The sequence below is a fragment of the Bordetella sputigena genome (assembly GCF_965137885.1).
Classification (GTDB): Bacteria; Pseudomonadota; Gammaproteobacteria; order Burkholderiales; family Burkholderiaceae_B; genus Bordetella_C; species Bordetella_C sputigena.
This window is the reverse complement of record NZ_CBCSCA010000018.1, coordinates 82,486-96,999: the sequence shown is the minus strand read 5'-3', so window position 1 is coordinate 96,999 and position 14,514 is coordinate 82,486. Positions and strand designations below refer to the sequence as shown.

The 14,514-nt window shown below is 67.1% G+C and carries 13 protein-coding genes and 2 pseudogenes; 1 reads left to right on the top strand and 14 read right to left on the bottom strand.

What is annotated here, in order from left to right; genetic code table 11:
* Positions 1–130: pseudogene (locus ACNA0R_RS25370) on the bottom strand (electron transfer flavoprotein subunit beta/FixA family protein); the annotation flags it as partial.
* A gap of 136 nt (positions 131–266) precedes the next feature.
* Positions 267–1,190, bottom strand: a complete 924-nt coding sequence (locus tag ACNA0R_RS25365) for a histone deacetylase family protein (RefSeq protein ID WP_415828843.1) — start codon at positions 1,188–1,190, stop codon at positions 267–269.
* Between the two features lie 9 nt (positions 1,191–1,199).
* Between ACNA0R_RS25365 and mltB the strand changes: the two genes are divergently transcribed.
* Positions 1,200–2,486: a lytic murein transglycosylase B gene (gene mltB / locus ACNA0R_RS25360; RefSeq protein WP_415828842.1), complete on the top strand. Its 1,287-nt coding sequence runs from the start codon at positions 1,200–1,202 to the stop codon at positions 2,484–2,486.
* On the opposite strand, the gene cysM is transcribed toward mltB, so the two are convergent.
* The 12 genes and pseudogenes from cysM to hisC all read right to left on the bottom strand — a co-directional run bounded on the left by cysM (position 2,459) and on the right by hisC (position 14,450).
* Positions 2,459–3,370: a cysteine synthase CysM gene (gene cysM, locus ACNA0R_RS25355; protein WP_415828841.1), complete on the bottom strand. Its 912-nt coding sequence runs from the start codon at positions 3,368–3,370 to the stop codon at positions 2,459–2,461. The two genes, mltB and cysM, sit on opposite strands and share 28 nt — an antisense overlap.
* Positions 3,371–3,480: 110 nt before the next feature.
* On the bottom strand, positions 3,481–3,975 hold the full coding sequence (locus ACNA0R_RS25350) for a ComEA family DNA-binding protein (RefSeq protein ID WP_415828840.1): 495 nt from the start codon (positions 3,973–3,975) through the stop codon (positions 3,481–3,483).
* 142 nt (positions 3,976–4,117) lie between these two features.
* Positions 4,118–5,107 (bottom strand): ADP-glyceromanno-heptose 6-epimerase, encoded by a 990-nt coding sequence (gene rfaD, locus ACNA0R_RS25345; RefSeq protein ID WP_415828839.1) that lies wholly within the window; start codon positions 5,105–5,107, stop codon positions 4,118–4,120.
* Positions 5,104–6,042 (bottom strand): D-glycero-beta-D-manno-heptose-7-phosphate kinase, encoded by a 939-nt coding sequence (gene rfaE1, locus ACNA0R_RS25340; protein ID WP_415828838.1) that lies wholly within the window; start codon positions 6,040–6,042, stop codon positions 5,104–5,106. Before rfaE1 ends, rfaD begins: the two co-directional genes overlap by 4 nt.
* Positions 6,039–7,259, bottom strand: a complete 1,221-nt coding sequence (gene lapB / locus ACNA0R_RS25335; protein WP_415828837.1) for a lipopolysaccharide assembly protein LapB — start codon at positions 7,257–7,259, stop codon at positions 6,039–6,041. The genes rfaE1 and lapB overlap by 4 nt, the downstream gene beginning before the upstream one ends.
* 63 nt (positions 7,260–7,322) lie before the next feature.
* Entirely contained in the window at positions 7,323–7,646 is a 324-nt protein-coding gene (locus ACNA0R_RS25330) for a LapA family protein (RefSeq protein WP_415828836.1), read from the bottom strand.
* Between the two features lie 230 nt (positions 7,647–7,876).
* Positions 7,877–8,239, bottom strand: coding sequence for an integration host factor subunit beta (locus tag ACNA0R_RS25325; protein ID WP_415828835.1), 363 nt, complete (start codon positions 8,237–8,239; stop codon positions 7,877–7,879).
* A 6-nt stretch (positions 8,240–8,245) separates the two neighbouring features.
* On the bottom strand, positions 8,246–9,985 hold the full coding sequence (rpsA, locus tag ACNA0R_RS25320) for a 30S ribosomal protein S1 (RefSeq protein WP_066353106.1): 1,740 nt from the start codon (positions 9,983–9,985) through the stop codon (positions 8,246–8,248).
* A 179-nt stretch (positions 9,986–10,164) separates the two neighbouring features.
* Positions 10,165–10,926: pseudogene (gene cmk / locus ACNA0R_RS25315) on the bottom strand ((d)CMP kinase); the annotation flags it as partial.
* Positions 10,923–12,257, bottom strand: a complete 1,335-nt coding sequence (gene aroA, locus ACNA0R_RS25310) for a 3-phosphoshikimate 1-carboxyvinyltransferase (RefSeq protein ID WP_415828833.1) — start codon at positions 12,255–12,257, stop codon at positions 10,923–10,925. The pseudogene cmk and the gene aroA, both read right to left, overlap by 4 nt.
* 178 nt (positions 12,258–12,435) lie before the next feature.
* Positions 12,436–13,329, bottom strand: coding sequence for a prephenate dehydrogenase (locus tag ACNA0R_RS25305; RefSeq protein WP_415828832.1), 894 nt, complete (start codon positions 13,327–13,329; stop codon positions 12,436–12,438).
* Positions 13,326–14,450: a histidinol-phosphate transaminase gene (gene hisC, locus ACNA0R_RS25300; RefSeq protein ID WP_415828831.1), complete on the bottom strand. Its 1,125-nt coding sequence runs from the start codon at positions 14,448–14,450 to the stop codon at positions 13,326–13,328. Before hisC ends, ACNA0R_RS25305 begins: the two co-directional genes overlap by 4 nt.
* Between the last annotated feature and the right edge of the window lie 64 nt (positions 14,451–14,514).

Genomic DNA, 14,514 nt, shown 5'->3' with positions numbered 1-14,514 from the left:
CCACGGCGATTTCGTCGAACGGGTTCATCGACATTTTCACATTCGCGATGTCGACGCCCGTTTGATCAGACTTCACGCGCACCTTGACGTTGTAGTCAACCACGCGTTTGACCGGTACCAGGACCTTCATCCAGCAGCCTCCAGGGATAATCGAATAATTGAACGCCGCACGAAGCGCCGCGACGCACTGCGGAACCGCCTGATTCTACAACCTTGGGCAGGGTGGCGCGGGGCGGGCGCCTTCCGCCTGACGAAACGCCGGGCCGCTACACCCGGGCCAGTTCGCGGATATGCGCGACGGCGCTGCGCCCCAGGGCCGACAGGTTGTAGCCGCCTTCCAGCATGCTGAGCACGCGCCCCTGCGCATGGCGGTCCGCCAGTTGCATGAGCTGATGGGTGATCCAGGCGTAGTCGGCTTCCACCAGGCCCAGTTGGCCCAGGTCGTCCTCACGATGAGCATCGAAGCCGGCCGACACCAGGATCAGCTGGGGCCGGTGCGTCTCGAGCCGGGGCAGCCAGACCCGCGTGACGATGTCGCGCACCTCGGCGCCGCCGGTGTACGCGGGGACGGGCACATTGACCATATTGTCCGCGCTCGCGGGGGCGCCGGTGTGCGGATAGAACGGGTGCTGGAAAATGCCGCACATCAGCACGCGCGGATCGCCCGCGAAAATGTCTTCCGTGCCGTTGCCGTGGTGGACGTCGAAGTCGATGATGGCGACGCGCTCCAGCCCGTGGCGGGCCATGGCGTGATGCGCCGCGACCGCGATGTTGTTGAACAGGCAGAATCCCATCGCCCGGTCACGGCAAGCGTGGTGGCCCGGCGGCCGCACGGCGCAGAATGCGGTGGGCGCCTCGCCCGCCATGATGGCGTCGACGGCCTGCAGTCCCGCGCCGGCCGCGTGCAGGGCCGCCTGGTAGCTGTGCGGATTCATCTGCGTGTCCGGATCCAGCGCGCGATAGCCTTCCGCCGGGCTGGCCGCGGCCAGGGCATCCACATACGCCGCGCTATGCGCGCGCAGCAGCGCTTCGCGCGGCGCGGGACCGGCTTCGCGTACGTCCAGATAGGGCATGATGCCGCTGGCCAGCAGTTGGTCGGAGATGGCATCCAGTCTCTGGGGACATTCCGGATGCCATTCGCCCATTTCATGCAGGCGGCAGGACGGGTGGGTAAGATACAGGGTCTCCATGGGAAGATTATGTTCACCTGTCGGCACTTACTGCAACTCGGCTTGATGGCGGCCTTTTTGACGGGCTGCTCCTCCGCCCAGAATCGGGCGGCCACAGACACCCAATTGAATGCAGGCGCGCAGCCTGGATCGGCAGCCGCGGCCCTGGCGGACGGCGCCGTGACGCGTGTGCGCATCGGCCCCCCGCCCGGCGTGGGCTCGGCCTCGACGATAGGCAGCGAAGGCGGCGCCGCGCCGGACAATGAGCAGCTGTCCGCCGTCGCGGCGCCCGACGGGCGGATGCGCGCGGACGTGCAGGCCTTCATCCAGCAGCTGAGCGCGGAACGCGGCCTGCCCGCGTCCCAACTGACCGGCGCCCTGGCCGACGCGCGCTACAGCGCCACGGTGGCGCGGCTGATCGCCCCGCCTCCCGGACGCAAGGTGTCACGCAGCTGGATCACCTATCGTTCCCGCGTCGTGGAGCCCAAGCGCATAGGCTGGGGGGTGGAATTCTGGCAGGAAAACGCCGACGCCCTGAACCAGGCGGCGCAGCGTTTCGGTGTGCCGCCGGCCATCATCGTCGGCATCATCGGCGTGGAAACCTTGTACGGCCGGAATATGGGGAGTTTCCGCGTGCTGGACGCCCTGTCCACGCTGGCTTTCGACTATCCGGATCCATCGAAGCCGGAACGCGCGCAGATGTTCCGCTCCCAGTTGGCGGATTTCCTGACGCTGGCCATGCAGGGCCGGCTAGACCTGCAGACCCAGGGTTCCTATGCCGGCGCCATCGGCATGCCGCAGTTCATGCCGGGCAGCATCATGCGCTACGCGGTGGATGGGGATGGCAGCGGCCATATCGATCTGACCAACAACCCGCGCGACGCCATACTTTCCGTCGGCAACTTCCTGATGGAGCACGGCTGGGAACGCGGCCGGCCGGTCTTCGCGCCGGTGGCGCTGCCCGCCGACGCCGGCCGGCTGGTCGACGGCGGACTGGCGCCCACGCGCACCTGGCCGCAGTTGCAGGAGGCCGGCGCCACGCTGGGCGCGGCGGCGATGGCGGGGATGGCGGCCACGGACAACGGCTGGCAGCAAGGCATGCTGGGCGTCATCGACCTGCCGGAAGAGTCCGCCGGCACCGCGGAATATCGTACCGGCACGGTCAACTTCTTTGCCCTGACCCAGTACAACCACAGCTATTTCTACGCCAGCTCGGTGGCCGACCTGGCGGCGGCCATACAGGCCAGGATGAATGGTGTCGCGGTGCGGCCGGCTGAGGTGCGGCCGGCTCAGTTGAACACGCCGGTGGACAGGTAGCGGTCGCCGCGGTCGCACACGATGAAGACGATGGTGGCGTTTTCCACCCGCTCGGCCACGCGCAGCGCGGCCAACAGCGCGCCGGCCGAGGAAATGCCGGCGAAAATGCCCTCTTCCGCCGCCAGGCGGCGGGCCATGGCTTCGGCGTCGGCCTGCTTGATGTTCTCGTAGGCGTCCACGCGGCTGCGATCAAAAATAGCCGGCAGATAGGCTTCCGGCCATTTGCGTATGCCGGGAATCTGCGAGCCTTCCTCGGGCTGGGCGCCGATGATCTGGATGGCCGGGTTGCGTGCCTTCAGATACTGGGACACGCCCATGATGGTGCCGGTGGTGCCCATGGCGCTGACGAAGTGCGTGATGCCGCCTTCGGTCTGGCTCCAGAGTTCCGGGCCGGTACCTTCGATGTGCGCGCGCGGATTGTCCGGATTGGCGAACTGGTCCAGTACCTTGCCCTTGCCTTCGCTCTGCATGGCCATGGCCAGGTCGCGGGCGTATTCCATGCCGCCCTTGTCGGCCGGCGTCAGGATCAGTTGCGCCCCGTAAGCCGTCATGGCGGCGCGTCGTTCCACCGATAGATTGTCCGGCATGATCAGGATCATCCGGTAGCCGCGCATGGCGGCGACCATGGCCAGCGCGATGCCGGTGTTGCCGCTGGTGGCTTCGATCAGTGTATCGCCGGGCTTGATTTCGCCGCGCGCCTCGGCGTGGCGGATCATAGACAAGGCGGGGCGGTCTTTCACCGAGCCGGCGGGATTGTTGCCTTCCAGCTTGGCCAGGATCATGTTGCCGCGGGCGTCGTTGCCGGCGCCCGGGATGCGTTGCAGACGGACCAGCGGCGTGTTGCCGACGGTCTGTTCGACGGTGGGATAGGTGACGGTGTTCATGGGGCAACTATAACGCCGTGGTGCGGAAAGACCCGAAAGCCCCCACGGCCTCGTCGGAAGCGGGATGGGGGCGCCGGCCGCCTCCGGGCGGGCGGCCGAGCCGGCCAGGATCAGCGCGGGCCGCGCTGCGTTGAGCGTCCGTTCGATGCATCCTTGCTCTTGCGGCCGCCAGCCGCGGCGCCCGACGCCGGCCGGACGCCGGGCGTCCCCGTACCGGGCCCCACGCTAAGGCCGGCGGCCTGCAAGGCCTGCGCCTTGCGCGGCCCGATGCCGCGCACGCGGTCCGACAGGTCTTCCATGGACTCGAAGCGGCCACCGCGTTCGCGTTCCTTGACGATGGTCTCCGCGGTCTTCGGCCCGACCCCACGGACGGTCCGCAATTGATCGGCCGTGGCGCTGTTCACGTCCAGCGCATGGGCCGGCAGGATTGCCAGCGCCAGCCCGGCCGCCAAGGCCAGGCGACCGACCGCGCCAGGCCACCGGCCGCGCCGCCGCGCGGGCATTCGCGGCGAAGCACCCGGCGAAGCGCCCGGCAAAGCGCCCGCCGCGGCGGCGCAGGCCGGCGGCTGGACAGTGGCCACTGTGTTGTGCAGGAAAGGATTCATGGAGCCTCCGGACAGCGGTAAAAGGCGTTGATGGGCGGCGTATGAAACGCCAGGGCCATCATCGCCCGCCGCGATCCGGGGCGGGCCGCGAGTGAACGTAAACGTCCACCCGTGACTCTACGTACGTCAGCCTGGCTGTACGTCAGCCCCGCGCGCGCCAGTAGCGCACGTATTCCGCCACGCCCGTCTGCACGTCCCGCATGGGCTGATCGAAACCGGCCGCGCGCAGCCGGCTGGTATCGGCCTGGGTATAGCTCTGGTAGCGGCCCTTCAGATCGTCCGGAAAGGGGATATAGCGTATCAAGCCCTGGCTGACGAGCTGCTCCAGAGGCAGCGCCGTTTCGCCGCGCTCTTCGCGCAGGGTATTGACCACGGCCATCGCCACGTCATTGAAAGGCTGGGCGCGCCCGGTACCGCAGTTGAAAATGCCGGACGTTTGCGGGTTGTCCAGGAAATGCAGGTTCACCGCCACCACGTCTTCGACGGAGATGAAGTCCCGGCTCTGGCCGCCGTCGGGATAGCCATCCCACCCCGAAAACAGGCGGACATGACCTTCCGCCAGGAACTGGTTCATGTTGTGGAAGGCCACCGAGGCCATGCGGCCCTTGTGCTGCTCGTGCGGCCCATAGACATTGAAGTACCGCAGGCCGACCACTTGCGCGGTCAAAGAAGCCACGCGGGTGCGCACCACCTGGTCGAACAGCAGCTTGGAATAGCCGTAGACGTTCAGCGGCCGCTCGTTGGCGGGGTCCTCCGCATAGACCGACGACCCGCCATAGGTGGCGGCCGACGACGCGTACAGGAACGGTACGCATTCGGACTGGCAATAATCGAACAACTCCAGCGTCACGCGGTAGTTGTTGTCCATCATGTACTTGCCGTTGCGTTCGGTGGTGTCGGAGCACGCCCCCTGATGCAGCATGGCGCGGATGTTGGGCAAGGCGCGCCGATTGACCAGTTGCCGGAAGTAGTCCTTGTCCATGTAGTCCGCGATGCGGCAGTCCGCCAGATTGACGAACTTGTCGCCGTCCGACAGATCGTCCACCGCGATGATGTCCTGGATGCCGCGCCGGTTCAGTCCGCGCACCAGATTGCTGCCGATAAAGCCGGCCGCGCCGGTAACGACGATCATGACAATTCTCCCAATTCCTTCGCGGTGACGATCGATGTCCCCAGCTTGCCCACCACCACGCCGCCGGCGCGGTTGGCCCAGCGCATGGCCTGCGGCCACGGCATGCCGACAGCGCGGGTCACCGCCAATGTGGCCAGCACGGTGTCGCCGGCGCCCGATACGTCGAAGACCTCGTGCGCCTGGGCGTCGACATGCTCGCGGCCTTCGTCGGTGAACAACGTCATGCCCTGTTCCGAGCGCGTCACCAGCAGCGCTTCCAGTTGCAGGTCCGCGCGCAAGCGCTGGGCGCGGGTCGCGAGGTCGTCCTCGGACGTCCAGCGTCCCACCGCCTGCTGCATCTCCGCCCGGTTGGGCGTTACCAGCGTGGCGCCGCGATAGATATCGTAGTGGTCGCCCTTGGGATCCACCAATACGGGCACGCCCGCCCGGCGCGCGTGCTCGATCAGTTCCTGCACACGGCCCAGCGCGCCCTTGGCGTAATCCGAAAGCACTACCACGTCATGGCCCTTCAGGTGCCGCTGGAATTCGGCGTCCAGGGCGTCCAGCGCGGAGGGCCGCGGCGCTTCCTCGAAATCCACCCGCAGCAGCTGCTGCTGGCGGCCCAGCACCCGCATCTTCAAGGTGGTGGGGTGTCCCGCGTCGGCCACCAGGCCCGGCGTGACGCCGGCGTCGCGCGCCAGCGCGTGGATGCGCTCGCCGGCCTCGTCCGCGCCGATGACGCCTATCAGGGTGGCCTGGCCACCCAGCGCCGCGACGTTGCGCGCGACGTTGGCGGCGCCGCCCAGGCGGTCCTCGCGCCGCGCCACGCGGACGATGGGCACCGGGGCTTCCGGCGATACGCGGTCGACCTCGCCGAACCAGTAGCGGTCCAGCATGACGTCACCCACGACCAGGATGCGGCGACGCGAGATGTCGCCCACGGGAAATGCGGTCATTCCAGTTCTTCCAGACGGCGCGGCGCATAGGTTTCCCATGCGTTGCAACCAGGACATTGCCAATAATAGCGGCGCGCCTGGAAGCCGCAGGAGCGGCAGGCATAGCGGTCCAGGCGCTGCGTGTGTTTATGGATCAGGCTGCGCAAAAGGCTGAGGTCGGCACCCGGCACCGGGCTGACTTCGCCGTCGCCGCCCGGAGCGGCCAGCTCCGCTTCCAGCAGGCGATCCAGGCCCAGCAGCGAGGGATGATGGCGCAGGGCCGACCGGGCGAAGGCCCACGCCGGCGCCGCGCCGCGCTGCGCGCGCAGCTCGCGGAACACCACGTTGAACAGATCCAGCGAGGGATACTGGTCGTATTGCTTCTGCAGCAGGTCCAGCGCCGCCGTGGCGTCGTGATTCGCCTGGTAACTGTTGAGCAGGGATTCGGCGACCAATCCGGCGTATTCCGGCTCGTCCGTCAGGATGGATTCCAGGTGCAGGCGCTCCCGCTTGGCATCGCCTTCCAGCGCGGCCAGGCGGGCGCGCAGCATGGCGATCCGCACCAGGGATCCCTTGCTCGGCGCATTGGCGTCGCTGGCGACGCCTGCCGCGTGATCCGCGGCATCCAGCGCGGCCTGGGCCGCATCCAGGTCCGGCGGCTTCACGGCCATGGCCTGCTGCGCCATTTCGCAGTGGTAATGCACCAGCTGGGGTACGGGTTCGTCCACCAGCCCGCGCAGCGTTTTAACGGCGTCGATGGCGCGTGGCCAATCGTGTTCCGACTCATAGATGCGGATGAGCGAACGCAGGGCCTGCAGCGAATAGCGCGTGTCGCGCAGCGACTTGAAGCCGGCTTCGGCGCGATCCAGCATGCCGGCCTTCAGGAAATCCTGCGCGAGCTCGTGCTGGGCATGCTCGCGCTCTTCCACGGGCAGGTCGGCCCGGTTGAGCAGGCTCTGGTGTACGCGGATGGCGCGCTCCATTTCACCGCGACGCCGGAACAGGCTGCCCAGGGCGAAATGCAGTTCGGTAGTCTCCGGGTCCAGCTTGGCGACCTCGACGAAGGCGTCGATGGCCTGGTCGGGCTCTTCATTCAGCAGGAAATTCAGCCCGCGGAAATAGGAATCCGGCAGGACACGGGTTTCCGACAGCATCTGCCGGATATCGAAGCGCGCGGCCAGCCAGCCTAGCGCGAACAACAGGGGGACGAAAATCAACCACCAGGGTTCAAAATCCACGACGCTCGGCCTCGCAGGGTTGGGACGCGCGCGGCGGCGCGGCAATCAGGACGGGCGCCGGCATTACAGGGGCGACATGGGTGCGATGGTCTCCGGCGGCACATTCACGGGCTGGCCGGGCTGATTGTTCATGGCGGCATGCAGGCGATCGAGTTCCTTGCGCAGGCGCACGGCTTCCCGACGCCGGCGCATGGCGGCGGGCACCGTCAACAGCAGGCCGAAGATCGCGCCCACCACGAAAGTGACCAGCATGACGACGATCAGCGGCACATCGTGCATGATGTAGTCGCCGTAGAAATTGACCTGGACGGGGTTGGTGTTCTTGAGCGCGAACATCAGCACCGCGACAAATACGATGAGTCGCAGCGCCCAGACGAAATAGCGCATGGCGCAAACTCCACAGGGTTCAGTACCGGAATTGTAAGCGCGCTTTGGCCGGCCCGCCGGCCAAAAGCAGCCGCCCGGCGCCCAAGCAAGGAAAACACAAAGAAAAACCGCCGTAAACGGCGGCTTTTCGCGGGTATTTCCAGTGACCAGACTGCGGCACAGGCCGACAGAGCGATCGGCAGCGGCGGCACCGGACGGCAGAACCTGCCTGCCTGTGCCGCCAAAGCCGATCAGAGCATGGCGTGAGCGCCAACGCTCGATACCGAGGCTTCCACGCTGTCGCCGGAGGCATTCGACGAAGCATCGTCGCTACCATCCAGATCGACACGTTCGCGCAGTTCCTTGCCCGCCTTGAAATGCGGCACCTGTTTGCCAGGCACCAGCACCTGTTCGCCCGACTTCGGATTGCGGCCGATGCGAGGCGAACGCCGCGATAACGAAAAACTGCCGAAACCCCGGATCTCGATGCGCTGGCCGGCGGCCAGGGCCTGGGCCATTGCATCGAGTATCGTTTTTACGGCGAAATCGGTATCGCGGGCGGCCAGCGTGGGATAGCGGGCCGCCAAGGCGGCGATAAGCTCCGACTTGGTCACAACGCTTTAACCGTCGTTGCGCTGCTGGTCCAGCTTGGCCTTCAGCAGGGCGCCCAGGTTGGTGGTGCCCGACGAAGCGCTGGCTTCAGACATGCGCTGGATCGTATCCGCGGTTTCGGCGTTGTCACGCGCCTTGATGGACAACTGGATCGAGCGCGTCTTGCGGTCGACGTTGACGATCATGGCTTCGATGTTGTCGCCGGCGTTCAGCACGGTCGTGGCGTCTTCGACGCGGCCCGAGGAGATCTCGGACGCGCGCAGATAGCCTTCCACGTCCACCGACAGCGTCACCACGGCGCCCTTGGGCTCGACCGACTTGATCGTGCCAGGAACGACCGCGCCCTTGTCATGGGTGGCGACGAAGTTGTTGAACGGATCGCCTTCCAGCTGCTTGATGCCCAGCGAGATGCGTTCCTTGTCGGTGTCGATGCCCAGCACCACGGCTTCGATTTCGTCGCCCTTCTTGAAGTTGCGAACGGCTTCTTCGCCGGTTTCGGTCCAGGACAGGTCGGACAGATGCACCAGGCCATCGATGCCGCCGGGCAGGCCGACGAACACGCCGAAGTCGGTGATGGACTTGATCGCGCCCTGCACCTTGTCGCCGCGCTTGAAGTTCGTGGCGAACTCTTCCCACGGATTCTGGCGGCACTGCTTCATGCCCAGCGAGATACGGCGACGGTCTTCGTCGATTTCCAGGACCATGACTTCGACTTCTTCGCCCAGGGTGACAACCTTGCGCGGATCGACGTTCTTGTTGGTCCAGTCCATTTCGGACACGTGCACCAGGCCTTCGATGCCGGCTTCGACTTCGACGAACGCGCCGTAGTCGGTCAGGTTGGTGACCTTGCCGAACAGGCGGGTGCCCTGCGGATAGCGACGGGCCAGGCCGACCCACGGATCTTCGCCCAGCTGCTTGACGCCCAGCGAGACGCGGCTCTTTTCCTGGTCGAACTTGAGGACCTTGGCTTCCACTTCCTGGCCCACTTGCAGGACTTCGGAGGGGTGACGCACGCGGCGCCATGCCATGTCGGTGATGTGCAGCAGGCCGTCGATACCGCCCAGGTCGACGAACGCGCCGTAGTCGGTGATGTTCTTGACCACGCCCTTGACCACCGCGCCTTCGTGCAGCGTTTCCAGCAGCTTCTGGCGCTCTTCGCCCATGCTGGCTTCCAGCACCTGGCGGCGCGACAGCACGACGTTGTTGCGCTTGCGGTCGAGCTTGATGACCTTGAATTCGAGGGTCTTGCCTTCGTACGGCGTGGTGTCCTTGACCGGACGCAGATCCACCAGCGAACCCGGCAGGAACGCGCGGATGCCGTTGGTCATGACGGTCAGGCCGCCCTTCACCTTGCCGGTGATGGTGCCGGTGACCAGTTCGCCGTTTTCCAGGGCCTGCTCGAGCTGCAGCCAGGCCGACAGGCGCTTGGCGCGGTCGCGCGACAGGATGGTGTCGCCGTAGCCGTTTTCCAGCGAGTCGATCGCCACCGAGACGAAATCGCCCGGGTTGACTTCTATTTCGCCCTGGTCATTCAGGAACTCTTCCAGCGGGATCAGCGCTTCGGACTTGAGGCCCGCATTGACGACGACGAAGTTGTGGTCGATACGCACGACTTCGGCGCTGATGACCTCGCCGGACTTCATGTCCTGGTTCTTGAGGCTCGAAGCAAACAGATCGGCAAAGCTTTCGCCGCCCATGGCGTCGAGGACAGCGGTAGAAGGATTGGAAGACATTGAGTTGAAATCCATAGGCCGGAATGGCCCAGTTGTAGATACACGCCGGCGCGGCTTGCCCGTACCAGCGGAGTGGAACAAAACCGTCGGGAACAGCGCTATCTGGGAGCGATATTCCCGGCGGCACCGGAAAAACCTTTTGCTTCCCTGGCCGTCCCGCGGGCAGTACCAGCCTTGCCGCCACCGCCGCGCAGGGCGTTCCAGAGATCGAGTATGGCTTGCACCGTTTCCTGGGCCGTCATTTTGGACGAATCCAATACCGTGGCGTCCGCGGCCGGCGCCAAGGGCGCCACCGCACGCTGGGTATCGCGGGCGTCGCGCTCGCGCATATCTCGCAAAAGGTCTTCAAGATTAGCAGAAATACCCTTTTCCATCAACTGCTTACGCCGTCTCTCGGCCCGTGCCCGCACGTCGGCGATCAGGAAGATCTTCAGTGCGGCGTCGGGAAAAACCACGGTGCCCATGTCACGGCCGTCGGCCACCAGCCCCGGCGCGCGGCGAAACGCGCGCTGGCGGTCCAGCAGGGCCTGCCGCACCGGGCCGTAGGCCGCCACGCGCGAGGCGAAGTTGCCGACCCGCTCCTGGCGGATGTCATAGCCGACCTCGCGACCGTCCAGGTAGATGTGCTGCCCTTCGAAACGCACGGGCAGCGTAAGGGCGGCCTCGGCCACGCCGGCCTCGTCTTCCGGCGCGATGCCGCGTTCCAGCGCGGCCAGCGCGGTCAGGCGATACAGCGCGCCGCTGTCGAGCACCGCCCAGCCCAGCCGGCGCGCCACGCCGTGCGCGACCGTGCCCTTGCCCGAGGCCGTCGGGCCATCGATCGCGATGACGGGGGCGGCCTCCGCCGGCGCCGGTGCGGCGGCGGGACGGGCGTCTTCCGTTCGCGCCTCTTGCGGCTGGCCGGCGGCTGGCTGCGCCGCGCCCGCTCCCAAAGCCGTTTCGTCTGTATGCGTCATACGCGCTCCTCGCCGCCGACCAGATCGGCATAAACGTCGAAATACGTCGGGAAGGTCTTGCTTACGCAGCCGGGATCCAGGATGCGCACCGCGGCCGGTCCGAAAGCAGCCAGGGACATGGACATGGCCATGCGGTGGTCGTCCCAGGTGCCGATTTCCGCGTCGCGCCAGCCGTCGGGCGCGGGCGGCGTAACTTCCAGCCAGTCGGGCCCGGACGCCACGCCGGCGCCCAGCTTGGCCAGTTCGGTCTGCATGGCGTGGATACGGTCGGTCTCCTTGACCCGCCAGCTGCCGATATTGCGCAGGCGGCAAGGACCATCGGCGAACAGGGCCAGCGCCGCCGCCGTCATGGCGGCGTCGGGAATCAGATTGAAATCCGCGTCGAAGGCGCGCAGTTTTTCACCGCGCGCCACGCAGACGCCGCGCGACTCGATCCAGTCGCTGCCGAATTCGATGTCCACGCCCATGGACTCCAGCGTGTGCGCGAAAGCCACATCGCCCTGGATGCTGTCGCGACCCACGCCCTGCACGCGTACCGGTCCTCCGCCCACGGCGCCCAGCGCCAGGAAATACGAGGCCGAAGACGCATCGCCTTCCACGGCGATGCGTCCGGGACTGCGATAGGCGGCGCCGGCCGGCACGGTGAAGCGCGACCAGCCGTCGCGCTCCACGGTCACCCCATAGCGCGCCATGAGATTCAGGGTGATCTCGATATATGGCTTGGAGATCAGCTCGCCGACGATTTCGATCACCAGCGGCTCGCCCACCGTGTTCGTATAAATGGGGGCGGCCAGCAGCATCGCCGTCAGGAACTGGCTGGAAACGGCGCCCGGCATGCGCACCGGTCCCCGCGCGCGCAGCATGCCGCTGCCGATGCGCAATGGCGGATAGCCTTCCTGGCCGGTGTAATCGATCTTCGCGCCCAAAGCGCGCAGCGCATCGACCAGATCGCCGATGGGCCGCTCATGCATGCGCGGCACGCCGGAAATGCCGTAGTCGCCGCCCATCAGCGCGAGCGCGGCCGTCAACGGCCGCACCGCCGTACCGGCATTGCCGAGAAACAGCTCGGCCGCGGGTTGCCGGAAACGGTCCGCGCCCCGCACGGTGACCCGCCCTTCCCCCTGCTCGTCCAGCGTCACGCCCAGGGCGGCGAGGGCGGCCAGCATGACCCGCGTATCGTCGGAATCCAGCAGGCCGGTGATGGTCGTGGTGCCGTCGGCCAGCGCCGCCAGCAGCAGTACCCGGTTGGAAATGCTCTTGGATCCCGGCAGGGTTACCGTACCCCGGGCCTGGGTCGCGCGCGGCAGATCGAGAAAAGAGGGTCCGCTCATGTAAGCCGTGTCCTGTCGTAAATCGTGTTCCGTCGCGTGCGACCGTCGCCATGCGCCGCCCCTATCCATGCCGCGACCGGCGGCGCCGCCTATTTGCCGTGACGCCCCGGCCACCAGGGTGCCGCCCTGCCCGCGCGCCACGCCCGGGCCGCCTCGCGGCGACCCATCCACAATTGTCCTAATGCCCCGCCTTCCAGTCGCGCCGGCAGCGCGCGGCCTCTTCGAGCAATTGCTCCAGCGCGGCGCCGTCCGCCATGTCCAGCGCTCGTTCGGCTTGGTCGAGCACGGCCCGCAGCTGTTCCAGCTCCGCCATCATCGCGGTCCGGTTGGAAAGGAAAATATCGCGCCACATTTCCGCCGAGCCGGCGGCAATGCGTGTGAAATCCCGGAACCCGGTGCCGGCGACGGCCAGGCGCTGCGCGCAGTCCGCGCTGCGCGCCACCTGCGCCACATACACCGCGGCCAGGAAATGCGGCATGTGGCTGACCGACGCCAGTACCTGGTCATGCGTCGCCGCGTCCATTTCCCGGACATGCGCGCCGCAGGCTTCCCAGGCGGCCCGGACACCGGCGACATCCGCCGGCTGGTTCTCCGGCAAGGGCGTCAGGATCACGTTGCGCCCAGTATAAAGATCGGCGTCCGCGGCGTCAGGCCCGACTTTTTCGGCCCCGGCGATGGGATGGCCGGGGACGAAGCAGCCGATGCGGTCCGCCAGCGCCGCACGCGCCACATCCACGACCTGCGCCTTGGTGCTGCCGGCATCGGTGATGATGGCGCCCGGCTTCAGGTGCGCCCGCATCTCGGCCAGGATGGCGCCGAAAGTGCCCACGGGCGCGGCCAGCATGATCAGGTCCGCGCGCGCCGCGGCCTCGGCGGGGCCGGCGGCTTCGTCGATCAGCCCGAGTTCGCGCGCGCGCTCCAGCGACGGGCCATTGCGCCCCACGCCCAGCACCCGGCCCACGCGTCCCGCGCGGCGCAACGCCGCCGCGAAAGAGCCGCCGATCAATCCGACGCCCACCACGGCAAGGACCGGTATCGGCGCCGATGCCGTCCCCGCATGCGCCGCCGTCATGATGCCTTCAGGATCTCGGTAAGCGCATCGATGAAACGCGCGTTTTCCCGCGGCAGGCCGATGGTGATCCGCAGCCACTCAGGCAGGCCGTCGCCGGCCACCGGCCGCACGATCACGCCACGCTTGAGCAATTCCAGATTGACGCGCCCGGCATCGCCGACCCGCACCAGCACGAAATTGCCGTAACTGGGCACGTACTGCAGCTTCAGGGCGTCGAAGGCCTGGCACAGCTGCGCCTTGCCTTCTTTGTTGAGCAGGTACGAGCGCTGCAGGAAGTCCTTGTCCTGCAGCGCCGCGATGGCGGCCGCCTGGGCCAGCGTGTTGACGTTGAACGGCTGCCGCACGCGGTTCAGCAGATCGGTCAGCGCCGGCTGCGCGGTGCCGAAGCCCACGCGCAGGCCCGCCAGGCCGTAGGCCTTGGACAACGTGCGCGACACGATCAGGTTGGGGAATTCGCGCACCCAGGCCACGCTATCGAAGCGGTGCTCCGGGTCCAGGTATTCGTTATAGGCCTCGTCCAGCACCACCACGACCCGCTGGCCGTGGCGCGCGCGCACCTGCTCCAGGAAAGCCTGGATACGGGGCGCCGGCACGAAGGTGCCGGTGGGATTGTTCGGATTGGCGATGAAAACCACGCGCGTATCGTCGGCGATGGCTTCCAGCATGGCGTCCAGGTCGTGCCCATAGTCGCGCGCCGGCACCATGATGTGGCGCGCGCCGCGCGCCTGGGTGGCCAGGCGATAAACCATGAACGCATGCTGCGAATAGACCGCCGATGCGCCCTTTTCCAGCAGCGCCAGCGCCACCAGTTCCAGGATGTCATTGGACCCGTTGCCCAGCGTGATCCACTCCATGGGCACGCCGTACAGCCGCGACAGCGTCGACTTCAGCTCGAAACCGTTGGGATCCGGATAGCGGCCCAGCGATGTCGCGGCCGCCAGCATCGCCGCGCGCGCGGAGTCCGGCATGCCCAGGGGATTCTCATTGGATGCCAGCTTGACGATGCCGGCGGGATCCAGGCCGAACTCGCGGGCGAGCTCTTCGATGGGCTTGCCGGCCTGATAAGGCGCGATGGCGCTTACGTGGGCGGGGGCCACCAGGGTGTTGTGCGTGTCTGTCATAGCGGATCAGGCTTGCGCCGCCCGCGGTGGCCGGCCGGGCCGGACCGTCGCGGGGGGCTTGCCC